This window comes from Pantoea sp. App145 (assembly GCF_047947045.1).
In the GTDB taxonomy this organism is placed as follows: domain Bacteria; phylum Pseudomonadota; class Gammaproteobacteria; order Enterobacterales; family Enterobacteriaceae; genus Pantoea.
Genome location: NZ_CP133290.1, coordinates 4,092,304 through 4,108,256 on the forward strand (window position 1 = coordinate 4,092,304; position 15,953 = coordinate 4,108,256).

Sequence of the window (15,953 nt, forward strand, 5' to 3'; positions counted from 1 at the left end):
TGCGGGCGCAAACATCATAACCTGGCTTTTCCTGGCTTTTTATCGGCAACCGGGGCGCTTTGTGCGAAAAAACAGCAAAAAAGCGTGGGGGAGCTATCTTATTTGTCAGAAAATACTGCACAGACTTGCACTTGTGTAGCTGGGCAAATACAGTTAGAGGGTAAAGTTTGCCGTGGTGGCAAGGTATTGGAACAACAGAGAATACAATGATGCAGGATTTGCGTCTGATATTAATCGTTGTTGGCGCGATCGCCATAATAGCGCTGCTACTTCACGGACTGTGGACCAGCCGTAAAGAGCGCTCTTCTGTGTTTCGCGATCGCCCGCACAAACGTCTGAAACAACGCGAAGAAGCGGATGATGATCTGCTGAGCGACGATGATGAAGGCGTCGGCGAAGTTCGTGTTCGTCGCGATCATGACACGCACGATGAACCTGAGTTTGGCGGCTATCCGGATAAGAAGCCTGCCAGCGCGCCGCGTGCGCCGGAACCTGTTCGTCAGCCTGCACCGCGTCAGGAAGTGCCAGTCGCGCGTGATCCGCTGTTTGATGCGGAGCCTGAAGTGCGCCAGCAGCCTGAGCCGCCAGTAGCGCCAGTGGCACGACCGGCACCGCAGCCTCAGCCGATTCAGGCCGATCCGTTGCTGGATCAGGATCCGCTCGCCGCCACACAACCGGCACCTGAATTCCAGGCTGCAGAACAACCTGAGCCGCATGTAGCTGCGCCAGTTGCCCATGAAGAAAAACAGCCGCAGCCTGCTGCAGCTGGCAGTAAGAAAGAAGCAGTGCTGGTACTGCATGTTGCTGCCCATGCGGGTGGCGTACTGAATGGTGAAGCGTTGTTGCAGGGGATTCTGCAGGCAGGCTTCCAGTTCGGTGAAATGAATATTTTCCATCGCCACCTCAGCCCGGCAGGCAGTGGTCCGGTGTTGTTTAGCCTGGCCAATATGGTGAAGCCTGGCTCGTTCAATCCGGATGAGATGGGCGATTTCAGCACCCCTGGCGTTTCTATCTTTATGATGGTGCCGTCTTACGGGGATGCGAACCAGAACTTCAAACTGATGCTGCAATCTGCGCAACGCATCGCGGATGACGTGGGTGGCGTGGTGCTGGATGATGAGCGTCGTATGATGACGCCGCAAAAGCTGGAAACCTACAAAGCGCGTATTCGTGAGGTTATCGGCTGATAACCTGCACAGGCGTCAAAAAATCTCTACTTATAACCCCCGCCTGTCGGGGGTTTTTTATCGGATGAGGCACTATGAAATCGGTTCAGGAGCAGATCACCGCGCTGCGCACCACGTTACGTCACCACGAATATCTCTACCATGTGATGGATACGCCGGAAGTCCCGGATGCAGAGTATGACCGATTAATGGCGCAGCTGCGTGAGCTGGAGGGAGCACATCCCGATCTGGTCACGCCGGATTCGCCGACGCAACGTGTAGGTGCTGAGCCACTGGCGGCTTTCGACCAGGTACGCCATGAAGTGCCTATGCTGTCGCTGGATAATACTTTCGACGAAGCGGGCTTCCTCGCCTTTAACAAACGCGTTCAGGATCGTCTGAAAAGCAGCGATGATCTGGTCTACTGCTGTGAGCTCAAGCTGGATGGTCTGGCGGTGAGCCTGCTGTATGAAGAGGGCGTACTGGTGCGTGCCGCGACCCGTGGCGACGGCACCACCGGGGAAAATATCACCGCGAATGTGCGTACCATTCATGCGATTCCGCTGCGTTTGCGTGGTGACAACATTCCGGCGCGTGTTGAAGTCCGTGGTGAAGTCTTTATGACGGAAAGCGGTTTCGAAAAACTCAATGAGGAAGCGCGTCGCACCGGAGCCAAAGTTTTTGCCAACCCGCGTAATGCGGCCGCAGGTTCACTGCGCCAACTCGATCCGCGTATCACCGCTAAGCGTCCACTGACCTTTTTCTGCTACGGCCTTGGCCTGCTGGAAGGCGGTGAAATGCCGGCCAGCCACCTTGGGCGTCTGGAGCAGTTTAAAGCCTGGGGCTTACCCGTCAGCAACCGTATCCGTCTGGCTAACAATGCCGATCAGGTGCTGGAATTTTATCGTCAGATTGAACAGGATCGCCCCACGCTGGGTTTTGATATTGATGGTGTGGTTATCAAGGTCGATTCGCTGGCATTGCAGGAGCAGCTGGGCTTTGTCGCACGTGCACCACGCTGGGCCGTAGCGTTCAAATTTCCCGCCCAGGAGCAGTTGACCTTCGTGCGCGATGTTGAGTTTCAGGTAGGTCGTACCGGGGCCATCACGCCGGTGGCGCGTCTGGAGCCGGTGCAGGTCGCCGGGGTGATCGTCAGCAATGCGACGTTGCATAACGCCGATGAAATCGCCCGACTCGGGCTGCGTATTGGCGACAAAGTCGTGATTCGTCGTGCAGGCGATGTCATCCCGCAGGTGGTGAATGTGGTGGAATCCGAGCGTCCGGACGATACGCGTGAAATCGTGTTCCCCAGCCACTGTCCGGTATGTGGTTCTGATGTTGAGCGTGTCGAAGGCGAAGCAGTGACACGCTGTACCGGCGGGTTGATTTGCGGTGCCCAGCGCAAAGAAGCGTTGAAGCACTTTGTATCGCGCCGTGCGCTGGATGTTGATGGCATGGGTGACAAAATCATCGACCAGCTGGTGGAAAAAGAATACGTCAAAACCCCTGCCGATCTGTTCCGTCTGACGGCGGGTAAACTCACCGGGCTGGACCGTATGGGGCCGAAGTCGGCGCAGAATGTGGTCGATGCACTGGAGAAAGCCAAATTCACCACGCTGCCACGCTTCCTCTATGCGCTCGGCATACGTGAAGTCGGCGAAGCCACGGCCGCTAACCTGGCAAACCATTTCGGCGAGCTGGAAAAGGTGATGGATGCTGATCTGGATGCGCTGATTGCGGTACAGGATGTCGGCAAAGTGGTCGCCAGCCACGTACGTAATTTTATGGATGAGGAAAGCAACCGTGAGGTTATCCGCGAGCTGACGGAACAGATAGGCGTACATTGGCCGCAGGTTGAAGTGGTCAATGCTGAAGAAATTGATAGCCCGTTCGCCGGCAAAACTGTGGTATTAACCGGCTCGCTGTCGCAGATGAACCGTGATGATGCGAAGGCGCGACTAACGGCGCTGGGTGCTAAAGTCAGCGGTAGCGTATCGAAGAAAACCGACTTGTTGATTGCCGGTGAAGCCGCAGGTTCTAAGCTGGCGAAGGCCCAGGAACTGGGCATTGCGGTGATTGACGAAGCAGAGATGATTCGCCTGCTCGGAGCCTGATATGGAAAAGCAGCAGCTGATTGAGATCGCCAACACGCCGATGCCATTTGGCAAATACAAAGGCAGAATGCTGATCGACCTGCCAGAGCCGTATCTGCTGTGGTTTGCCCGTGGCGGTGAGTTTCCCGCCGGTAAACTCGGGGAGCTGATGCAGATAACGCTGGCGATCAAGATCGAAGGACTGGAAGGTCTGGTGAAGCCGCTGAAACGCAGTGAATAAAAGAACAAGGCCCGCATGCGGGCCTTTTTATCAGGATTTTTGTGCTTCAGCCTGTTGCTGCTGCGCCAGATGTTTTTCGTTGCTGGTTTTGTAGCGTTGTGCGATGAATGAACAGACCATCAGCTGTACCTGGTGGAAGATCATCAGCGGTAGCACGATAATCCCCACGCTGCTGGCCGGGAACAGGATATTGGCCATCGGCACGCCGTTTGCCAGACTCTTTTTCGAGCCGCAGAACAATACCGTAATCTCATCAGCACGTTTGAAGCCGAACAGACGTGAAGCTCCGAGGTTGATCAGCAGAACCACCACCAGCAGCAGCAGGCTGCCCGCCAGGATCCACAGCAGGGTATCCACGCCGACACGATTCCAGATGCCGTTAACCACCGCTTCACTAAAGGCGGAGTAAACCACCAGCAGAATCGAGGTCTGATCGGTTTTGCCAATCAGGCTGCGATGTTTTTCTACCCAGCCACCAATCCAGCGGCGTGAGATGTGACCCAGCACAAAAGGCACCAGCAATTGCAGCATGATTTTGCCAATCTGCTCCAGACCGTTGCTCGGTGCATCACTGTGCACATTCATCACCAGGTTAACCAGCAGCGGTGAGACAAAAACACCCAGCAGGCTGGAGGCAGAGGCGCTGCATACCGCCGCGGCGACGTTACCGCCAGCCATCGAGGTAAAGGCAATCGCCGACTGTACGGTAGCAGGCAAAATACACAGATAAATGAAGCCAGTATAGATATCGGTGCCCACATCAACCGGATGCCACCACACCAGCAACAGGCCGAGGATCGGGAACAGCACAAAGGTACTGCACATAATCCATAAATGCAGCCGCCAGTGGCTGCTACCGGCGATGATTTTTTCGCGTGACAGCTTAGCGCCATGCATAAAGAACAGCAGGGCGATGGCGGCGGTGGTCAGCCATTCGAAGAAATCGACAAACCCGCCTTTGGCCGGTAAGAAGCTGGCCAGCAGCACGGTGATGATAAGTTTGACCATCATCGGGTCGAGTCGTAAAAATCCCATTGTTACAATCCGGTTAAGCAAAAAATGATGTTGCTGATTGTGCGCTAGCTGGGTTTAGAAATAAAATTGATTTATTGCATCAATCTATGAGCGCTATCGATGAATTACACGTTACGCCAGTTGCGCACCTTTGTCGCCGTTGCGAAGTACGGCAGCTTCAGCCAGGCGGGGCAGGTGATTGGCCTTAGCCAGTCGGCGGTCAGCCACAGTATTAAAGAGCTGGAGGCGGAGATGGGAGTGCGGTTACTGGATCGTACCACCCGTGAAGTGCAACTGACTGAAGCCGGGCAGCAACTGGCAACGCGGCTTGAGCGTCTGCTGGAGGAGCTAAACACCACGGTGCAGGATGTGCGCAGCTATGGCGAACAACGCAGTGGGACGGTACGGGTCGCTGCCAGCCAGACACCGTCTGCCCATCTGATGCCACAATGCCTCGCCAGCTGTCAGCAACACTATCCAGACATTCGCGTGATTCTGCATGATCGTGCCCAGCAATGGGTGCTGCAAAGCGTGCGTAACGCGGAGGTCGATTTTGGCCTGATTATTGGGCCGATCAGCGATAGCGATTTTGATTATCAGACCATCATGAATGAACCATTTTTGCTGCTATGCCGGGAAGATGATGTGCTGGCTCAGGATACTCAGCCGCAATGGGCGATGTTAGCGGGGCGAACGATGGTGTTGCAGGATTATGCTTCCGGCAGCCGTGCGCTGATTGATGCCGCTTTGCAGCAGCAGTCGATTGCGGTGAATGTGGTGCAGGAGATTGGTCACCCGGCGACGCTGTATCCGATGGTTGAGGCAGGAATTGGCATCAGTATCTTACCGGCGCTGGCGTTACCGTTGCCTTCCGGACGGAAACTGACGGTGCGGCGGCTGTATCCTGAAATCAATCGCAGCCTGATGTTGATTAAGCGCAGAAACCGCTCGCTGACACCCGCGGCAGAAGCCATCTGGCAGGAAGTGCGTCAGCAGGCAGAGCTGCTGACGCAACAACGTTCCCTCAAACCAGCGTTTTAAACGTAAACGTTGATTTGATTGGTATCGGTAGGACGGTTGATTCCATCAGCCTTGGTGCTGGTGGAGGAGGAGGTATCTTGCTTTTGTTGCTGCTCCTGCTGTTGCTGTGCTTTTTGCGTCGCCTGCTGCTCGATTTGCGTGATCTGCGCCTCAATCATCTGAATCTGCGACTGAATCATTTGCTCCTGCGCTGATTTTTGCTCATCAGTCAGGGTGTCATCACTGGACAGATCTTTGAGTTCTTTGGTGAGACTCTGGATTTGTTTATTCAGGCTGGCAATTTGTGAGGTATTGCCGGCACTGCTACTACTACTGACACTGCTGGACACACTTGAAATGGTACTCATGGTTTTCTCCTTGCAATAGTTCACAGTCGTTATCGGCAAGGGGATAAAATCACATGAGGGCACAAAGTGTTAAGGTTGCGAAAGGAATTTGCAAAGGGGGCGACGAGGTTTTCGTCGCATAGCAAAAAGGCGCCTTTAGGGCGCCTTTCTACATTGGTGGGTCGTGCAGGATTCGAACCTGCGACCAATTGATTAAAAGTCAACTGCTCTACCAACTGAGCTAACGACCCGAAGTGGTGGGTGATGACGGGCTCGAACCGCCGACCCCCTCCTTGTAAGGGAGATGCTCTACCAACTGAGCTAATCACCCACTTCGGTACTACTTAACAAGAGTGTCATCTGACTAAGATATGGTGGGTGATGACGGGCTCGAACCGCCGACCCCCTCCTTGTAAGGGAGATGCTCTACCAACTGAGCTAATCACCCATATCTTATCTCTTGTTCACTGCGGGCCACCTTAAGAGTGGTGGGTGATGACGGGCTCGAACCGCCGACCCCCTCCTTGTAAGGGAGATGCTCTACCAACTGAGCTAATCACCCCCGCTGTGTGGAGTCGCATTATAGGGATCCTTCGAAGTGAGTCAACGCTTTTTAAAACATAAATGTGCGTTCGCTTTAAAATTAAACATCCTGCAGGGCTTTTAGCCAATGTGCTGGTTTTATTAGCAGAAAACTGGCTCTCTCCGGCAGTACCCACCGCGACAATCATTGAGGAATCACGGTCAGCTGCTAGAATATGCCCACTGTTTTTTCGCGTTAACCTGTTTTTTGTCATCCAGACAACGAACCTCCGCGCATTTAAGGCAATGCTGAATGAAAATCAAAACTCGCTTCGCACCCAGCCCCACTGGCTATCTGCATGTGGGCGGTGCTCGTACTGCTCTTTACTCCTGGCTTTATGCTCGTCATAACAAGGGCGAATTTGTTCTGCGTATCGAAGATACCGATCTGGAGCGATCCACACCGGAAGCCATCGAAGCCATTATGGATGGCATGAACTGGCTGAGCCTCGACTGGAACGAAGGTCCGTACTACCAGACCAAACGCTTTGATCGCTACAATGCGGTGATCGATGAGATGCTGGTGGCTGGCACTGCTTATAAATGTTACTGCTCCAAAGAGCGCCTGGAAGCGTTGCGTGAAGAACAGATGGCGAAGGGTGAAAAGCCGCGTTACGACGGCCGTTGCCGCGACAGCCATGAACATCATGCTGCTGACGAACCTTGTGTGGTGCGTTTCCGCAACCCGCAGGATGGCTCTGTCATTTTTGATGATCAGATTCGTGGACCGATTGAGTTCAGCAACCAGGAGCTGGATGACCTGATCATTCGTCGTACCGATGGTTCGCCGACCTATAACTTCTGTGTGGTGGTGGACGACTGGGATATGGGTATCACCCACGTTATCCGAGGCGAAGACCATATCAACAACACGCCGCGTCAGATCAACATCCTGAAAGCGATTGGTGCTGAAGTTCCTGTGTACGCGCACGTATCAATGATCCTCGGTGATGACGGTAAAAAGCTGTCCAAACGTCATGGCGCGGTAGGGGTGATGCAGTATCGTGATGATGGCTACCTGCCGGAAGCGCTGCTCAACTATCTGGTGCGTCTGGGCTGGTCACATGGCGATCAGGAAATCTTCAGCGTGGCGGAAATGACCGAACTGTTTACCCTCGATGCGGTGAGCAAATCGGCCAGTGCCTTCAATACTGAAAAATTGCAGTGGCTGAACCATCACTACATTAATACCCTGCCGCCGGAATATGTGGCGACGCATCTGCAATGGCATATTGAACAACAGAACATCGATACCCGTACCGGTCCGGAACTGGCGAAACTGGTTACCCTGCTGGGCGAGCGTTGTAAGACACTGGTAGAGATTGCGGCATCCTGCCGTTACTTCTATGAAGAATTCGATGCCTTTGATGCCGACGCCGCGAAGAAACACCTGCGTCCGGTTGCGCGTCAGCCGCTGGAAGTGGTACGTGACAAACTGGCTGCCATCAGCGACAACGACTGGACCGCAGAGAATGTGCATCACGCCATTCAGGGCGCAGCAGACGAACTGGAGCTGGGGATGGGCAAAGTCGGTATGCCGTTGCGCGTTGCCGTGACCGGTGCGGGTCAGTCTCCGGCGCTGGATGTGACTGTCCAGGCTATTGGCCGCAGCCGCAGCGTGGCACGTATCGAAAAAGCGCTGGCCTTTATTGCCGAGCGCGAAGCCCAGGCATAATGTTCTGCGCTAACTTCTGACAGGCATAAAAAAAGCCGGAAGCATCTGCTCCCGGCTTTTTTATTTTTCCTGAATTCCCAGCCGTTGTAACACGCCTCGGATCCCTTCCCGTAGCAGAAGCGCCACCAGTTGTTCCTGTTCGGCTGCTGTCATTTGCTGGACAGAATTTATTAATAACGCAGGTAACGTATTTTGCTGTGCACCGTAATGAGCTGCCGGTTCGTTCGCATGGCGGGTGGATTGGATAAAGCTTTTCACGCGTTCATCGATATGGATCAATCGTGCCTTACCGCCCTGTACACCGGGCTTGGGCGTGGTTGTCCAGTTTTCGCGTTTAATCCATTTGTTAACAGTCTGCCGACTGTAGCCCGTTTCCAGCGCGAGTTCTTCGGGTGTTAGCCATTCCTTTTTCACGACGCTTTCCCTGTTAAATACATTAGCTCTACATATTACAACAAAACGTTACAGGAAAAAGTAATCACGAAGGAAAATGCCTCCTGCCATCCGGCAAAAGGCATAAATCGATTAAGAGGCTTCGGTTGCTGCCGCTTGTGCAGGACGGAAGGCGATGAAGTAGGTCAGGCCGACAAAAATCGCACCGCCAACCCCGTTGCCCAGGAACACCGCAACGAAATTCGGCAGGTATTCAGCCCAGCTAAGCTGTCCGGCAAAAATCGCGGCAGGCACGATAAACATGTTTGCCACCACGTGCTGAAAGCCAATCGCGACGAATGCCATCACCGGGAACCACATGCCGAAAATTTTTCCCACCACATCTTTACTGGCGAAAGCCAGCCAGACGGCAAGACACACCAGCCAGTTACAGCCGATGCCAGAGATAAAGGCATGCAGGAAGTCGGCATTCACTTTGGCCGTAGCAATCGCGACGGTTTTCTTCAGGTAGTCGCCTTCTGTCATGCCGAGCATATGACCAAAGAACCAGGCGACAGCGATACTGCCGAGAAAGTTAGCAATGGTGACCCAGAACCAGTTACGCAGCACGCTAAAGCCACTAACGCGACGTGCGAACCAGGCAATCGGCATGGTCATCATATTACCGGTCAGCAGCTCACCACCGGCCAGCACGGTCAGAATCAGCCCGACGGGGAACACTGCCGCACCGAGAAATCCGCCAAAGGAACCCCAGTCGGCAGGGAGTTGGTTAATCACATGGAGATCGAGCAGAAAGCCGGTTGCAATAAATGCACCCGCCATAAAGCCGAGAATCAATAAAGTTGAAACGGATGCCTGGCTTTTGACCACGCCAGACTGAATCGCCAGCTGGGCGATCTCTTTTGGTGTATGCAGCGACATAAACTCACTTTTCTTTTATTGGCAAAGGGAAGGTGCTAACCGGCAAAAGGTTAAACCCTGGTCGGTGACCGGTTAATTAGCGCGCTAAGTTTACACTCCCTTTTAACGAAAACAAGATTTCTCCTAACATGATTAACGCATGGTTAACCTCGCGGGTTGTGAACGGGGGAAGGGGGATATCTGGCAAAAGCCCGGCGATGATGAAAAAAAAGCCAGCGCGGCGCGGGTTTGCCGCCTTTTTCAGCGATTGAACACAGAACCGAAATTTGACGTTGACACCCAGGAATGGGTTTCATATTATGCCGTCCGTCGAGGTGACTCGGCGGTTTTTTCGGTGCGGGGCTATAGCTCAGCTGGGAGAGCGCTTGCATGGCATGCAAGAGGTCAGCGGTTCGATCCCGCTTAGCTCCACCAAACTTCTTCCCAGGGGTTTGGCATTGAAAAAACGATTCCAGATGTGGGGGTATAGCTCAGCTGGGAGAGCGCTTGCATGGCATGCAAGAGGTCAGCGGTTCGATCCCGCTTATCTCCACCATTCATCCTGATTCATTGCAATCAATTCGTTAAAATTCATCCATTCCTGTAAGTTGCTAAATTTTTGCACGCATATTCGTTGGCGGGCATACGCTGCTATAGCCGGTTTTATCGCGTTTTGATCATAAAAATACGGCTGGTTCCTTCAGTTAAACAAGCAATTCTGCCTAACTCCTGCCTTTGGTCAAACTGGACTGGTCGAAAAATGGTCTGTAGTATAAGAGATTCTTAATGAAAGGGAGTTTCATATATGGATACTACGGAACAGCTAAACGGGACATATTTTTATGGTGGCATGTCCAATCTGACGCCACAACAGCTATGGTGGGCTATCACTGCCGTAGTGGTTAGTGACTATCTTGAAATCACGGTAGTAGATGCTTCTCTTATCATCTCAGGACAACCAATACTTGGAGCCAGAGCAAAACCCGGCAATGCAACTCCAGGCACTTCTATTGCTTCTAAGTACCTTAGTAAGTGGTTGAACTACCAACTACCACGCGGTTATCGTCTTCCTACTCTCACTGGTAAATCAATCGCTACTCTTAAATGGACGAGTACCAATAATCTGGGGCGTTTCGTTGGTCGTAATGTTCCATGGCTTGGTTGGGTACTATCCTTCATGACTATCTACCAGATTCAGAACGACATTAAGTACACGTACAACAAGATTGCTTTACCAAAAGACCGTATACAATGGACGTATTTCTGATGAGAGATTATGAACAAGAGATTATCCATTTCATTGATGAAGGGTATAACACTAAGAAGTTCTTCATCTTCGGGCCAAAGAAAGAAATCACTCTTGCTATGAGTATCAGGGATGATCTGAAACTGGTGTTTGAAGATAACGTAGAATTGATGGATGAGTACTTTCAACGTTGGAATGTTGACCGTGTGAACTTTGAAGTACTCAACTACTTTAATCCAGAGTATTTAGGCTCAAAAGAACCGGACCCGCACAAACCGCTCACATTAAGAATGCTTGCAGAGTCAGCAAAAGCCGGGCGCTGGTTGTATGACTGACGAGACCAATCGCAGGTCATGAATTTTCACAGCTTTTTGATCATAAAAATACGGCTGGTTCCTTCAGGTAAACAAGCAATTCTGCCGAACTCCTGCCAGCCGTGTTTTCATAAAAACCTGGAGCCTGAAATTTTACGCTTTCGCTGGCCGCTGGATACCAATTCTCAGTATTGCCTTTGTGATGAATGACGTTGCCAGAGAGGAGGATCGTATAGGGTAACGGATATCGAAAACGCGGTTACCGAATGGTATGAAACGAGTTACAACGTTAAGCCTTTCTTCGCAAAATCGGCACCCGTATTAACACCAGAAACGAGTCTGAACACAGGTAAATATCCCTGGGCGAGAGAGACAGGTGACGAAATCATGAAAGACTACTTTCAGCACTTCAATGTTGACAGTAGTGACTTCAACTTCCTTTCATACTGGCCCTATGAAAAAGGCATACTGCCTAACTTTATTCGTCCAAAATCGCAAAAAATTTCTCAAGCTGACCCTAAACCGCTGACAATCCAGATGTTGATTGATTCCGCCAGAGCCGGACGCTGGCTGTTCGATTAGCCAAAACGCATCCTGGCGTCTGCCTGATCGTAGCGGCGCGATTTATCGCGCAAAGTCGAAAATCCCGCCGCTACCCTTGCACAACGCTAGCCTTGTGCGACCGGTTTCAGTACGCGGAACCCATGCGTCCCATCGCGATCCAGCTGTGCCACCAGGCCATATTCCCAGTCGAGATACGCCTGCATCACCTCGGGTGCGATATCGGTGCCTTCATACGGGCGGCGATAACGGTCTATCGCCGGTGACAGCAACAGTTGCGTTCCCTGCTCAGTCGGCAGACCCGCTGCACGCCAGGCGGCGTTCCCGCCCGCCAGGACATAGACCGGCTTCCCGGTCAGTTCAGCGACCTGTTCAACGGCATACCCCGCCAGCAAGCTGCTACCGCAGGTCAGCACATAACGCCGCGCCTCGGGAAGCAACGCTTTTCCCTGTTGTTGCAGAGTTGAGCGCAGCAGCCAGGCGGCACCGGGGATATGACTGTTGAGATGATTGGCGCGCGTAGTGAAATCCAACACCTGAGTTTGCCCCTCATCCAGCCAGCTGGCGAGTAGCTCTGGTGAAACAAACTCGGGATGGGCGACGGGGGGGACCTGCGGCTGCCATGGACCGCTAGCGCTGAAGTTACTGGGTTGTAATCCATCCAACACCGCGACCTGCCAGCCAAGTTGAACCAGCCAGGATGCTGCCATATTGGCGCGTACGTTGTCATCATCGATCAGCACAATCCGCGCACCACGAACGCTGGCGTAATGATCGGTCTCCTGCACCAGTTGTCCGCCGGGGACATGGCGGCTGCCTGGCAGATGGCCTGCTGCATACTCCTGCGCATCACGCACATCGAACAGATAGGTGGTGCGGTTTTCCTGCTGAAGACCCGCCAGGGCAGAGAGGTGAATACGCTCCACGCCTGCCTGGTCAGCCAACTGACGCGCTTGAGCTGCGGCCTGTCGCTGGGCGGTTTCGCTGGTGGTTTCGTAACGGCGCGTCTGTCCTGTCTCGAGCGGATGCCCGGCCAACGTCCAGCCGATAGTGCCGTTGCGCAGCGCATAAACCGGGTTACGGATACCGGCATTCACCAGCGATTGCGTGCCGATAATGCTGCGGGTACGGCCCGCACAGTTCACGATCACCGTGGTATTCGGTGAAGGGGCCAGGTCGCGTACCCGCAGCACCAGTTCACCGCCCGGTACGCTGGTCGCACCAGGAATACTCATGGTCTGGTATTCATCAAAACGACGCGCATCCAGCACCACCACATTGTTGCCGCTTGCCAGCAACGCATGTACCTCATCAGCCGCCAGCGACGGTGTCTGGTTATGATGTTCCACCAGTTCACCAAAGGCTTTGCTGGGGGAATTAACGTCAATAAACAGCTCACCACCCGCATCCTGCCAGCCCTGCAAATCGCCAGCCAGCAGCGCGACGTTGTGATAACCCAGCGCGGATATACGTTCCGCCGCTGTTTGTGCCAGACCTTCGCCATTATCGTACAAGGTGATGGCTGTCTCACGCCGGGGGATACGATCCAGCCACTCCAGCTCTAGTTTGGACAAGGGAATGTTCACCGCAAACAACGGATGACCAGTGGCATACAACGCTTCATCGCGTACATCCACCAGAGCCACTTCCTGCTGCTGGCGCAGCGCTGCAATAATGTCGGCCACCTGGCGCAACGGGAAAACCGGTTTAGTCATGTGAAAGATCCCAGATGTTTGGTAAATAACGGTTGCTGTAACCGGAGATAAACACATTTTCGCTGCCATCCTCGCGATACACCGCGCGCTTCACTGCGCCAATATTCGCGCCATAAACGTGGATGCTGATGGAGACGCGGTCATCAAAGGCATTGCTGACGCGATGGATATCACCCACGGTGGGTGACACCGCCTCAACGCTGCCGGGTTCAAGCCGCACTGGCGGGCCTTCCGGTTGCAATCCCTGCGGTCCTGCTTGCCATGACTGGGAAATTTCGGCACCGCGCAGCATGCCAATCAAACCCCAGACGCGATGGTCGTGAATCGGGGTTTGCTGGCCCGGCCCCCAGACAAAGCTCACTACCGAGAAGCGTTGCTGTGCATCGGCGTAGAGTAAATATTGTTGATAATGCTGCGCATGTGGTTGGGTGAAGGCTTCATCCAGCCAGTCATCATGACGAATTAACTCGCTCAGCCAGTTGCTGCCGCGTTGTAAAATGGTTTGTTCATTGGGCTGGCTATCGAGCAATTGCGCCAGATTACCGACAAAGGTTCGCAAACGCTGATGCTGAAGCTCACTCACGATTTATCTCCCTGGGCACTTTTCGCCACCTGGTTAGCTCCCGCCGCGAGGCTGAAATCAAAGGCTTTGCTGACATCGACCTGTTTTGGCAGCACCTGGTAGCGGTGGAAGAAATCCGCTGATTTTTGCAGGGTGCCGATCAGGCTGGCATCAAACACCAAAGGACGGATGCGCGCATCCGCAATCCAGCTGGCAGTGATGTTCGTCGGCATGTTGAGGGTTTTACCCAGCACGCGGGCAAACTCTTCGGGATGCTGCTGCGCCCAGACCTGGGCTTTAGCTAAACGCACCAGCAAATCGGCAATGGCTTTGCGCTTTTCCGGGTTGTTCAGCGCTTCATCGCGCGCCAGCGCGTAAGAGTAGCCAGACATAATCCCCTTACCACCCCCTTGCGGTACACGCACCGTGCCATCCACGGCAGTGGAGGTGGCAATGTACGGTTCCCACGGAGCCCAGGCGGCAACCGCGCCGGAAGTTAACGCGGCACGGCCATCAACCGGGCCGAGAAAACGCAGCGTGACATCGTCAGGTTTCAGGCCGGCGCGTTCCAGCAGGCCAAGGATCAGATAGTGGCCCCATCCGCCGCGGTTCACCGCAATTTGTTTGCCTTTCAGATCCTGCAGACTGTGCACCCCGGCATTGGGACGAGTGAGCAGGGCAATGCTATCGGGATTGTTTTGCCACGCCCCCACGGCTTTAACCGGCGCACCGGCGGCATAGACAAACAGGAACGGCAGATCGCCGGTGAAACCGACATCCAGCGCACCTGCGTTCAGGGCCTCCTGCACTGGCGCACCGGAATCGAACGCCGTCAGTTTGAGATCGTATGGCAGGTTGTTGAGTTCACCAGAGGCTTTCAGCGCGGCAAAGCGGTCACCTTTGACATCACCCAGCCGCAGGGTGACTTTTTCCGCCGCAAACAGCGGGTTGAGCGATAACGCCAGAGTCAGACCAACAAATAAAGCAGCCAGGCGCATCAGGCGCTCCTTTTTTCTTTGCTATCGAGGGCAGCCACTTTTTCCCGCGTTAGCGGCAGCAGCTCGCGGCCATATTCCACTACGTCATTGAGCGGATCGAAGCCGCGAATCAACACGCTGTGAATGCCGAGGCGATAATAATCGAGTAGCGCATCCGACACCTGTTCTGGCGTTCCCACTAATGCTGTCGAGTTGTAGCCCCCCTTCACCAGTTTGGCGACGCCAGTCCACAGCACTTTATCCAGCCGATCGCCTTCGTTAGCGGCAGCCAGCAGGCGTTGCGCACCGACACTCTGAGGTTTTGGCAGACCGAAGGTATAACCGGTTTCTGCCAGCTGTTTTTCGGCGGTGGCGCGGATATATTCGGCACGTTCCCAGGCTTCCTTTTCGGTTTTGCCGAGAATCGGACGGAAGGAAATATTGAAATCGATGTTCCTTCCCTGTTGCTCCGCAGCGGCACGCACGTTGCGTACCGTTTCTTCCGCACCTTTAAGCGGCTCGCCCCACAACGCAAACACATCGGCATGACGCGCGGCGACGTCAATGGCTTCCGCTGAAGAGCCGCCGAAATAAATCGGCAGCTTTTTCTGCAGGGGTTTGATGGCGGAAAAGGCCTGTTCGGCCTGATAGTACGTCCCCTGGTGGTCGTAGGGCTGCGTCGATTCCAGACTCTGCTTCAGCACCGTGAGAAACTCATTGGTTCGTGCATAGCGTTCGGTTTTATTGCGGAAATCGCCGTCGCGACGTTGTTCGCTATCGCTGCCGCCACTGATGATATGCACCGCCAGACGGCCATCGGTAAGATGATCGAGCGAAGCCAGTTTCCGTGCGGCCAACGTGGGGGCGACAAAGCCCGGGCGGTGCGCCAGCAGAAATTTCAGTTTGCTGGTATGGGCCGCCGCGTGGGCGGTCACCAGGAACCCATCGGGTTGATCGGACCAGTAACCGACCAGAATACGGTCAAAGCCAGCGTCTTCATGGGCGCGGGCAAAGCGGGCAATATAATCTTTATCAAATAACGGGCCGCTGGCCGGGATGATCTCAGAGGCGAGGCGGTGGCCAATCATGCCAAGAAATTGAATGCTCATGCTGTTCTCCTGATGTGACGTCAGTGAGAAAAGCTACG

At 53.9% G+C, this 15,953-nt stretch carries 16 protein-coding genes, 6 tRNA genes and 2 pseudogenes; 11 read left to right on the plus strand and 13 right to left on the minus strand.

The annotated features are described in order from the left end of the window. Positions 1-206: 206 nt before the first annotated feature. From zipA to RCF31_RS18905, 3 genes are all read left to right on the plus strand, one after another. Positions 207-1,187, plus strand: coding sequence for a cell division protein ZipA (zipA, locus tag RCF31_RS18895; protein WP_416411966.1), 981 nt, complete (start codon positions 207-209; stop codon positions 1,185-1,187). 74 nt (positions 1,188-1,261) lie between these two features. Continuing rightward, a complete protein-coding gene (ligA, locus tag RCF31_RS18900; RefSeq protein ID WP_416411967.1) occupies positions 1,262-3,280 on the plus strand; it encodes an NAD-dependent DNA ligase LigA in 2,019 nt (672 codons plus the stop codon). A gap of 1 nt (position 3,281) precedes the next feature. Then, positions 3,282-3,500 (plus strand): DUF3820 family protein, encoded by a 219-nt coding sequence (locus tag RCF31_RS18905; RefSeq protein WP_084876217.1) that lies wholly within the window; start codon positions 3,282-3,284, stop codon positions 3,498-3,500. A 30-nt stretch (positions 3,501-3,530) separates the two neighbouring features. Here the strand turns inward: RCF31_RS18905 and RCF31_RS18910 are convergent, their stop codons facing one another. Then, positions 3,531-4,535 carry a bile acid:sodium symporter family protein gene (locus RCF31_RS18910; RefSeq protein WP_313689474.1) on the minus strand — a complete coding sequence of 335 codons (1,005 nt, stop codon included), beginning with the start codon at positions 4,533-4,535 and terminating at the stop codon, positions 3,531-3,533. Positions 4,536-4,634: 99 nt separating this feature from the next. On the opposite strand from RCF31_RS18910, the gene RCF31_RS18915 reads away from it, so the two are divergent. Next, a complete protein-coding gene (locus tag RCF31_RS18915) occupies positions 4,635-5,555 on the plus strand; it encodes a LysR family transcriptional regulator (RefSeq protein WP_299455142.1) in 921 nt (306 codons plus the stop codon). Here the strand turns inward: RCF31_RS18915 and RCF31_RS18920 are convergent. The 5 genes from RCF31_RS18920 to RCF31_RS18940 form a co-directional block, all read right to left on the minus strand. After that, complete coding sequence (locus RCF31_RS18920; RefSeq protein ID WP_299455144.1) at positions 5,552-5,902, minus strand: FlxA-like family protein; 351 nt, start codon at positions 5,900-5,902, stop codon at positions 5,552-5,554. The genes RCF31_RS18915 and RCF31_RS18920 overlap by 4 nt on opposite strands. A 154-nt stretch (positions 5,903-6,056) precedes the next feature. Beyond that, a tRNA-Lys gene (locus RCF31_RS18925) sits at positions 6,057-6,132 on the minus strand. A gap of 4 nt (positions 6,133-6,136) precedes the next feature. Next, positions 6,137-6,212 (minus strand) — tRNA-Val (locus RCF31_RS18930). A gap of 41 nt (positions 6,213-6,253) precedes the next feature. Then, positions 6,254-6,329 (minus strand) — tRNA-Val (locus tag RCF31_RS18935). A 38-nt stretch (positions 6,330-6,367) separates the two neighbouring features. Next, positions 6,368-6,443, minus strand: a tRNA-Val gene (locus RCF31_RS18940). 273 nt (positions 6,444-6,716) lie between these two features. Here RCF31_RS18940 and gltX point away from each other — a divergent pair. Then, complete coding sequence (gene gltX / locus RCF31_RS18945; protein WP_299455147.1) at positions 6,717-8,138, plus strand: glutamate--tRNA ligase; 1,422 nt, start codon at positions 6,717-6,719, stop codon at positions 8,136-8,138. A gap of 60 nt (positions 8,139-8,198) precedes the next feature. On the opposite strand, the gene RCF31_RS18950 is transcribed toward gltX, so the two are convergent. Both RCF31_RS18950 and RCF31_RS18955 read right to left on the minus strand, forming a co-directional pair. Further along, positions 8,199-8,552, minus strand: coding sequence for a YfeC-like transcriptional regulator (locus tag RCF31_RS18950; RefSeq protein WP_084876212.1), 354 nt, complete (start codon positions 8,550-8,552; stop codon positions 8,199-8,201). A 111-nt stretch (positions 8,553-8,663) separates the two neighbouring features. After that, positions 8,664-9,452, minus strand: a complete 789-nt coding sequence (locus tag RCF31_RS18955) for a formate/nitrite transporter family protein (RefSeq protein ID WP_299455151.1) — start codon at positions 9,450-9,452, stop codon at positions 8,664-8,666. 338 nt (positions 9,453-9,790) lie between these two features. Between RCF31_RS18955 and RCF31_RS18960 the strand changes: the two genes are divergently transcribed. From RCF31_RS18960 to RCF31_RS18975, 4 genes are all read left to right on the plus strand, one after another. Continuing rightward, positions 9,791-9,866 (plus strand) — tRNA-Ala (locus RCF31_RS18960). Positions 9,867-9,911: 45 nt separating this feature from the next. Further along, positions 9,912-9,987 (plus strand) — tRNA-Ala (locus tag RCF31_RS18965). Between the two features lie 249 nt (positions 9,988-10,236). Next, positions 10,237-10,698: an STM2901 family protein gene (locus RCF31_RS18970; RefSeq protein WP_416411969.1), complete on the plus strand. Its 462-nt coding sequence runs from the start codon at positions 10,237-10,239 to the stop codon at positions 10,696-10,698. After that, positions 10,698-11,012, plus strand: coding sequence for a DUF1493 family protein (locus RCF31_RS18975; protein WP_416411970.1), 315 nt, complete (start codon positions 10,698-10,700; stop codon positions 11,010-11,012). Before RCF31_RS18970 ends, RCF31_RS18975 begins: the two co-directional genes overlap by 1 nt. A gap of 26 nt (positions 11,013-11,038) precedes the next feature. On the opposite strand, the pseudogene RCF31_RS18980 reads toward RCF31_RS18975, so the two are convergent. Next, positions 11,039-11,151, minus strand: a pseudogene (locus RCF31_RS18980) (GNAT family N-acetyltransferase); the annotation flags it as partial. Here RCF31_RS18980 and RCF31_RS18985 point away from each other — a divergent pair. Both RCF31_RS18985 and RCF31_RS18990 read left to right on the plus strand, forming a co-directional pair. Then, positions 11,149-11,232 (plus strand): annotated as a pseudogene (locus RCF31_RS18985) (STM2901 family protein); the annotation flags it as partial. The pseudogenes RCF31_RS18980 and RCF31_RS18985 sit on opposite strands and share 3 nt — an antisense overlap. Before the next feature lie 5 nt (positions 11,233-11,237). Further along, positions 11,238-11,573, plus strand: coding sequence for a DUF1493 family protein (locus RCF31_RS18990; protein WP_416413296.1), 336 nt, complete (start codon positions 11,238-11,240; stop codon positions 11,571-11,573). 86 nt (positions 11,574-11,659) lie between these two features. Here RCF31_RS18990 and RCF31_RS18995 read toward each other — a convergent pair whose 3' ends face one another. Genes RCF31_RS18995 through RCF31_RS19010 form a run of 4 tightly spaced genes read right to left on the minus strand, consistent with a single transcriptional unit; the run spans position 11,660 to position 15,915 of the window. Next, complete coding sequence (locus tag RCF31_RS18995; RefSeq protein WP_416411971.1) at positions 11,660-13,267, minus strand: rhodanese homology domain-containing protein; 1,608 nt, start codon at positions 13,265-13,267, stop codon at positions 11,660-11,662. After that, positions 13,260-13,850, minus strand: coding sequence for a cysteine dioxygenase (locus RCF31_RS19000; RefSeq protein WP_416411973.1), 591 nt, complete (start codon positions 13,848-13,850; stop codon positions 13,260-13,262). The genes RCF31_RS18995 and RCF31_RS19000 overlap by 8 nt, the downstream gene beginning before the upstream one ends. Continuing rightward, positions 13,847-14,827: an ABC transporter substrate-binding protein gene (locus RCF31_RS19005; RefSeq protein ID WP_416411974.1), complete on the minus strand. Its 981-nt coding sequence runs from the start codon at positions 14,825-14,827 to the stop codon at positions 13,847-13,849. Before RCF31_RS19005 ends, RCF31_RS19000 begins: the two co-directional genes overlap by 4 nt. Then, entirely contained in the window at positions 14,827-15,915 is a 1,089-nt protein-coding gene (locus RCF31_RS19010; RefSeq protein WP_416411976.1) for an LLM class flavin-dependent oxidoreductase, read from the minus strand. Before RCF31_RS19010 ends, RCF31_RS19005 begins: the two co-directional genes overlap by 1 nt. Between the last annotated feature and the right edge of the window lie 38 nt (positions 15,916-15,953).

Bases quoted from the DNA above. Each gene is read 5' to 3' on its own strand.
- RCF31_RS19005 (WP_416411974.1), bottom strand. From the start codon at position 14,827: ATGCGCCTGGCTGCTTTATTTGTTGGTCTGACTCTGGCGTTATCGCTC.
- RCF31_RS18915 (WP_299455142.1), top strand. From the start codon at position 4,635: ATGAATTACACGTTACGCCAGTTGCGCACCTTTGTCGCCGTTGCGAAG.
- RCF31_RS18995 (WP_416411971.1), bottom strand. From the start codon at position 13,267: ATGACTAAACCGGTTTTCCCGTTGCGCCAGGTGGCCGACATTATTGCA.
- RCF31_RS18970 (WP_416411969.1), top strand. From the start codon at position 10,237: ATGGATACTACGGAACAGCTAAACGGGACATATTTTTATGGTGGCATG.
- RCF31_RS18955 (WP_299455151.1), bottom strand. From the start codon at position 9,452: ATGTCGCTGCATACACCAAAAGAGATCGCCCAGCTGGCGATTCAGTCT.
- RCF31_RS18910 (WP_313689474.1), bottom strand. From the start codon at position 4,535: ATGGGATTTTTACGACTCGACCCGATGATGGTCAAACTTATCATCACC.
- ligA (WP_416411967.1), top strand. From the start codon at position 1,262: ATGAAATCGGTTCAGGAGCAGATCACCGCGCTGCGCACCACGTTACGT.
- RCF31_RS18905 (WP_084876217.1), top strand. From the start codon at position 3,282: ATGGAAAAGCAGCAGCTGATTGAGATCGCCAACACGCCGATGCCATTT.
- gltX (WP_299455147.1), top strand. From the start codon at position 6,717: ATGAAAATCAAAACTCGCTTCGCACCCAGCCCCACTGGCTATCTGCAT.
- zipA (WP_416411966.1), top strand. From the start codon at position 207: ATGATGCAGGATTTGCGTCTGATATTAATCGTTGTTGGCGCGATCGCC.
- RCF31_RS18975 (WP_416411970.1), top strand. From the start codon at position 10,698: ATGAGAGATTATGAACAAGAGATTATCCATTTCATTGATGAAGGGTAT.
- RCF31_RS19010 (WP_416411976.1), bottom strand. From the start codon at position 15,915: ATGAGCATTCAATTTCTTGGCATGATTGGCCACCGCCTCGCCTCTGAG.
- RCF31_RS18920 (WP_299455144.1), bottom strand. From the start codon at position 5,902: ATGAGTACCATTTCAAGTGTGTCCAGCAGTGTCAGTAGTAGTAGCAGT.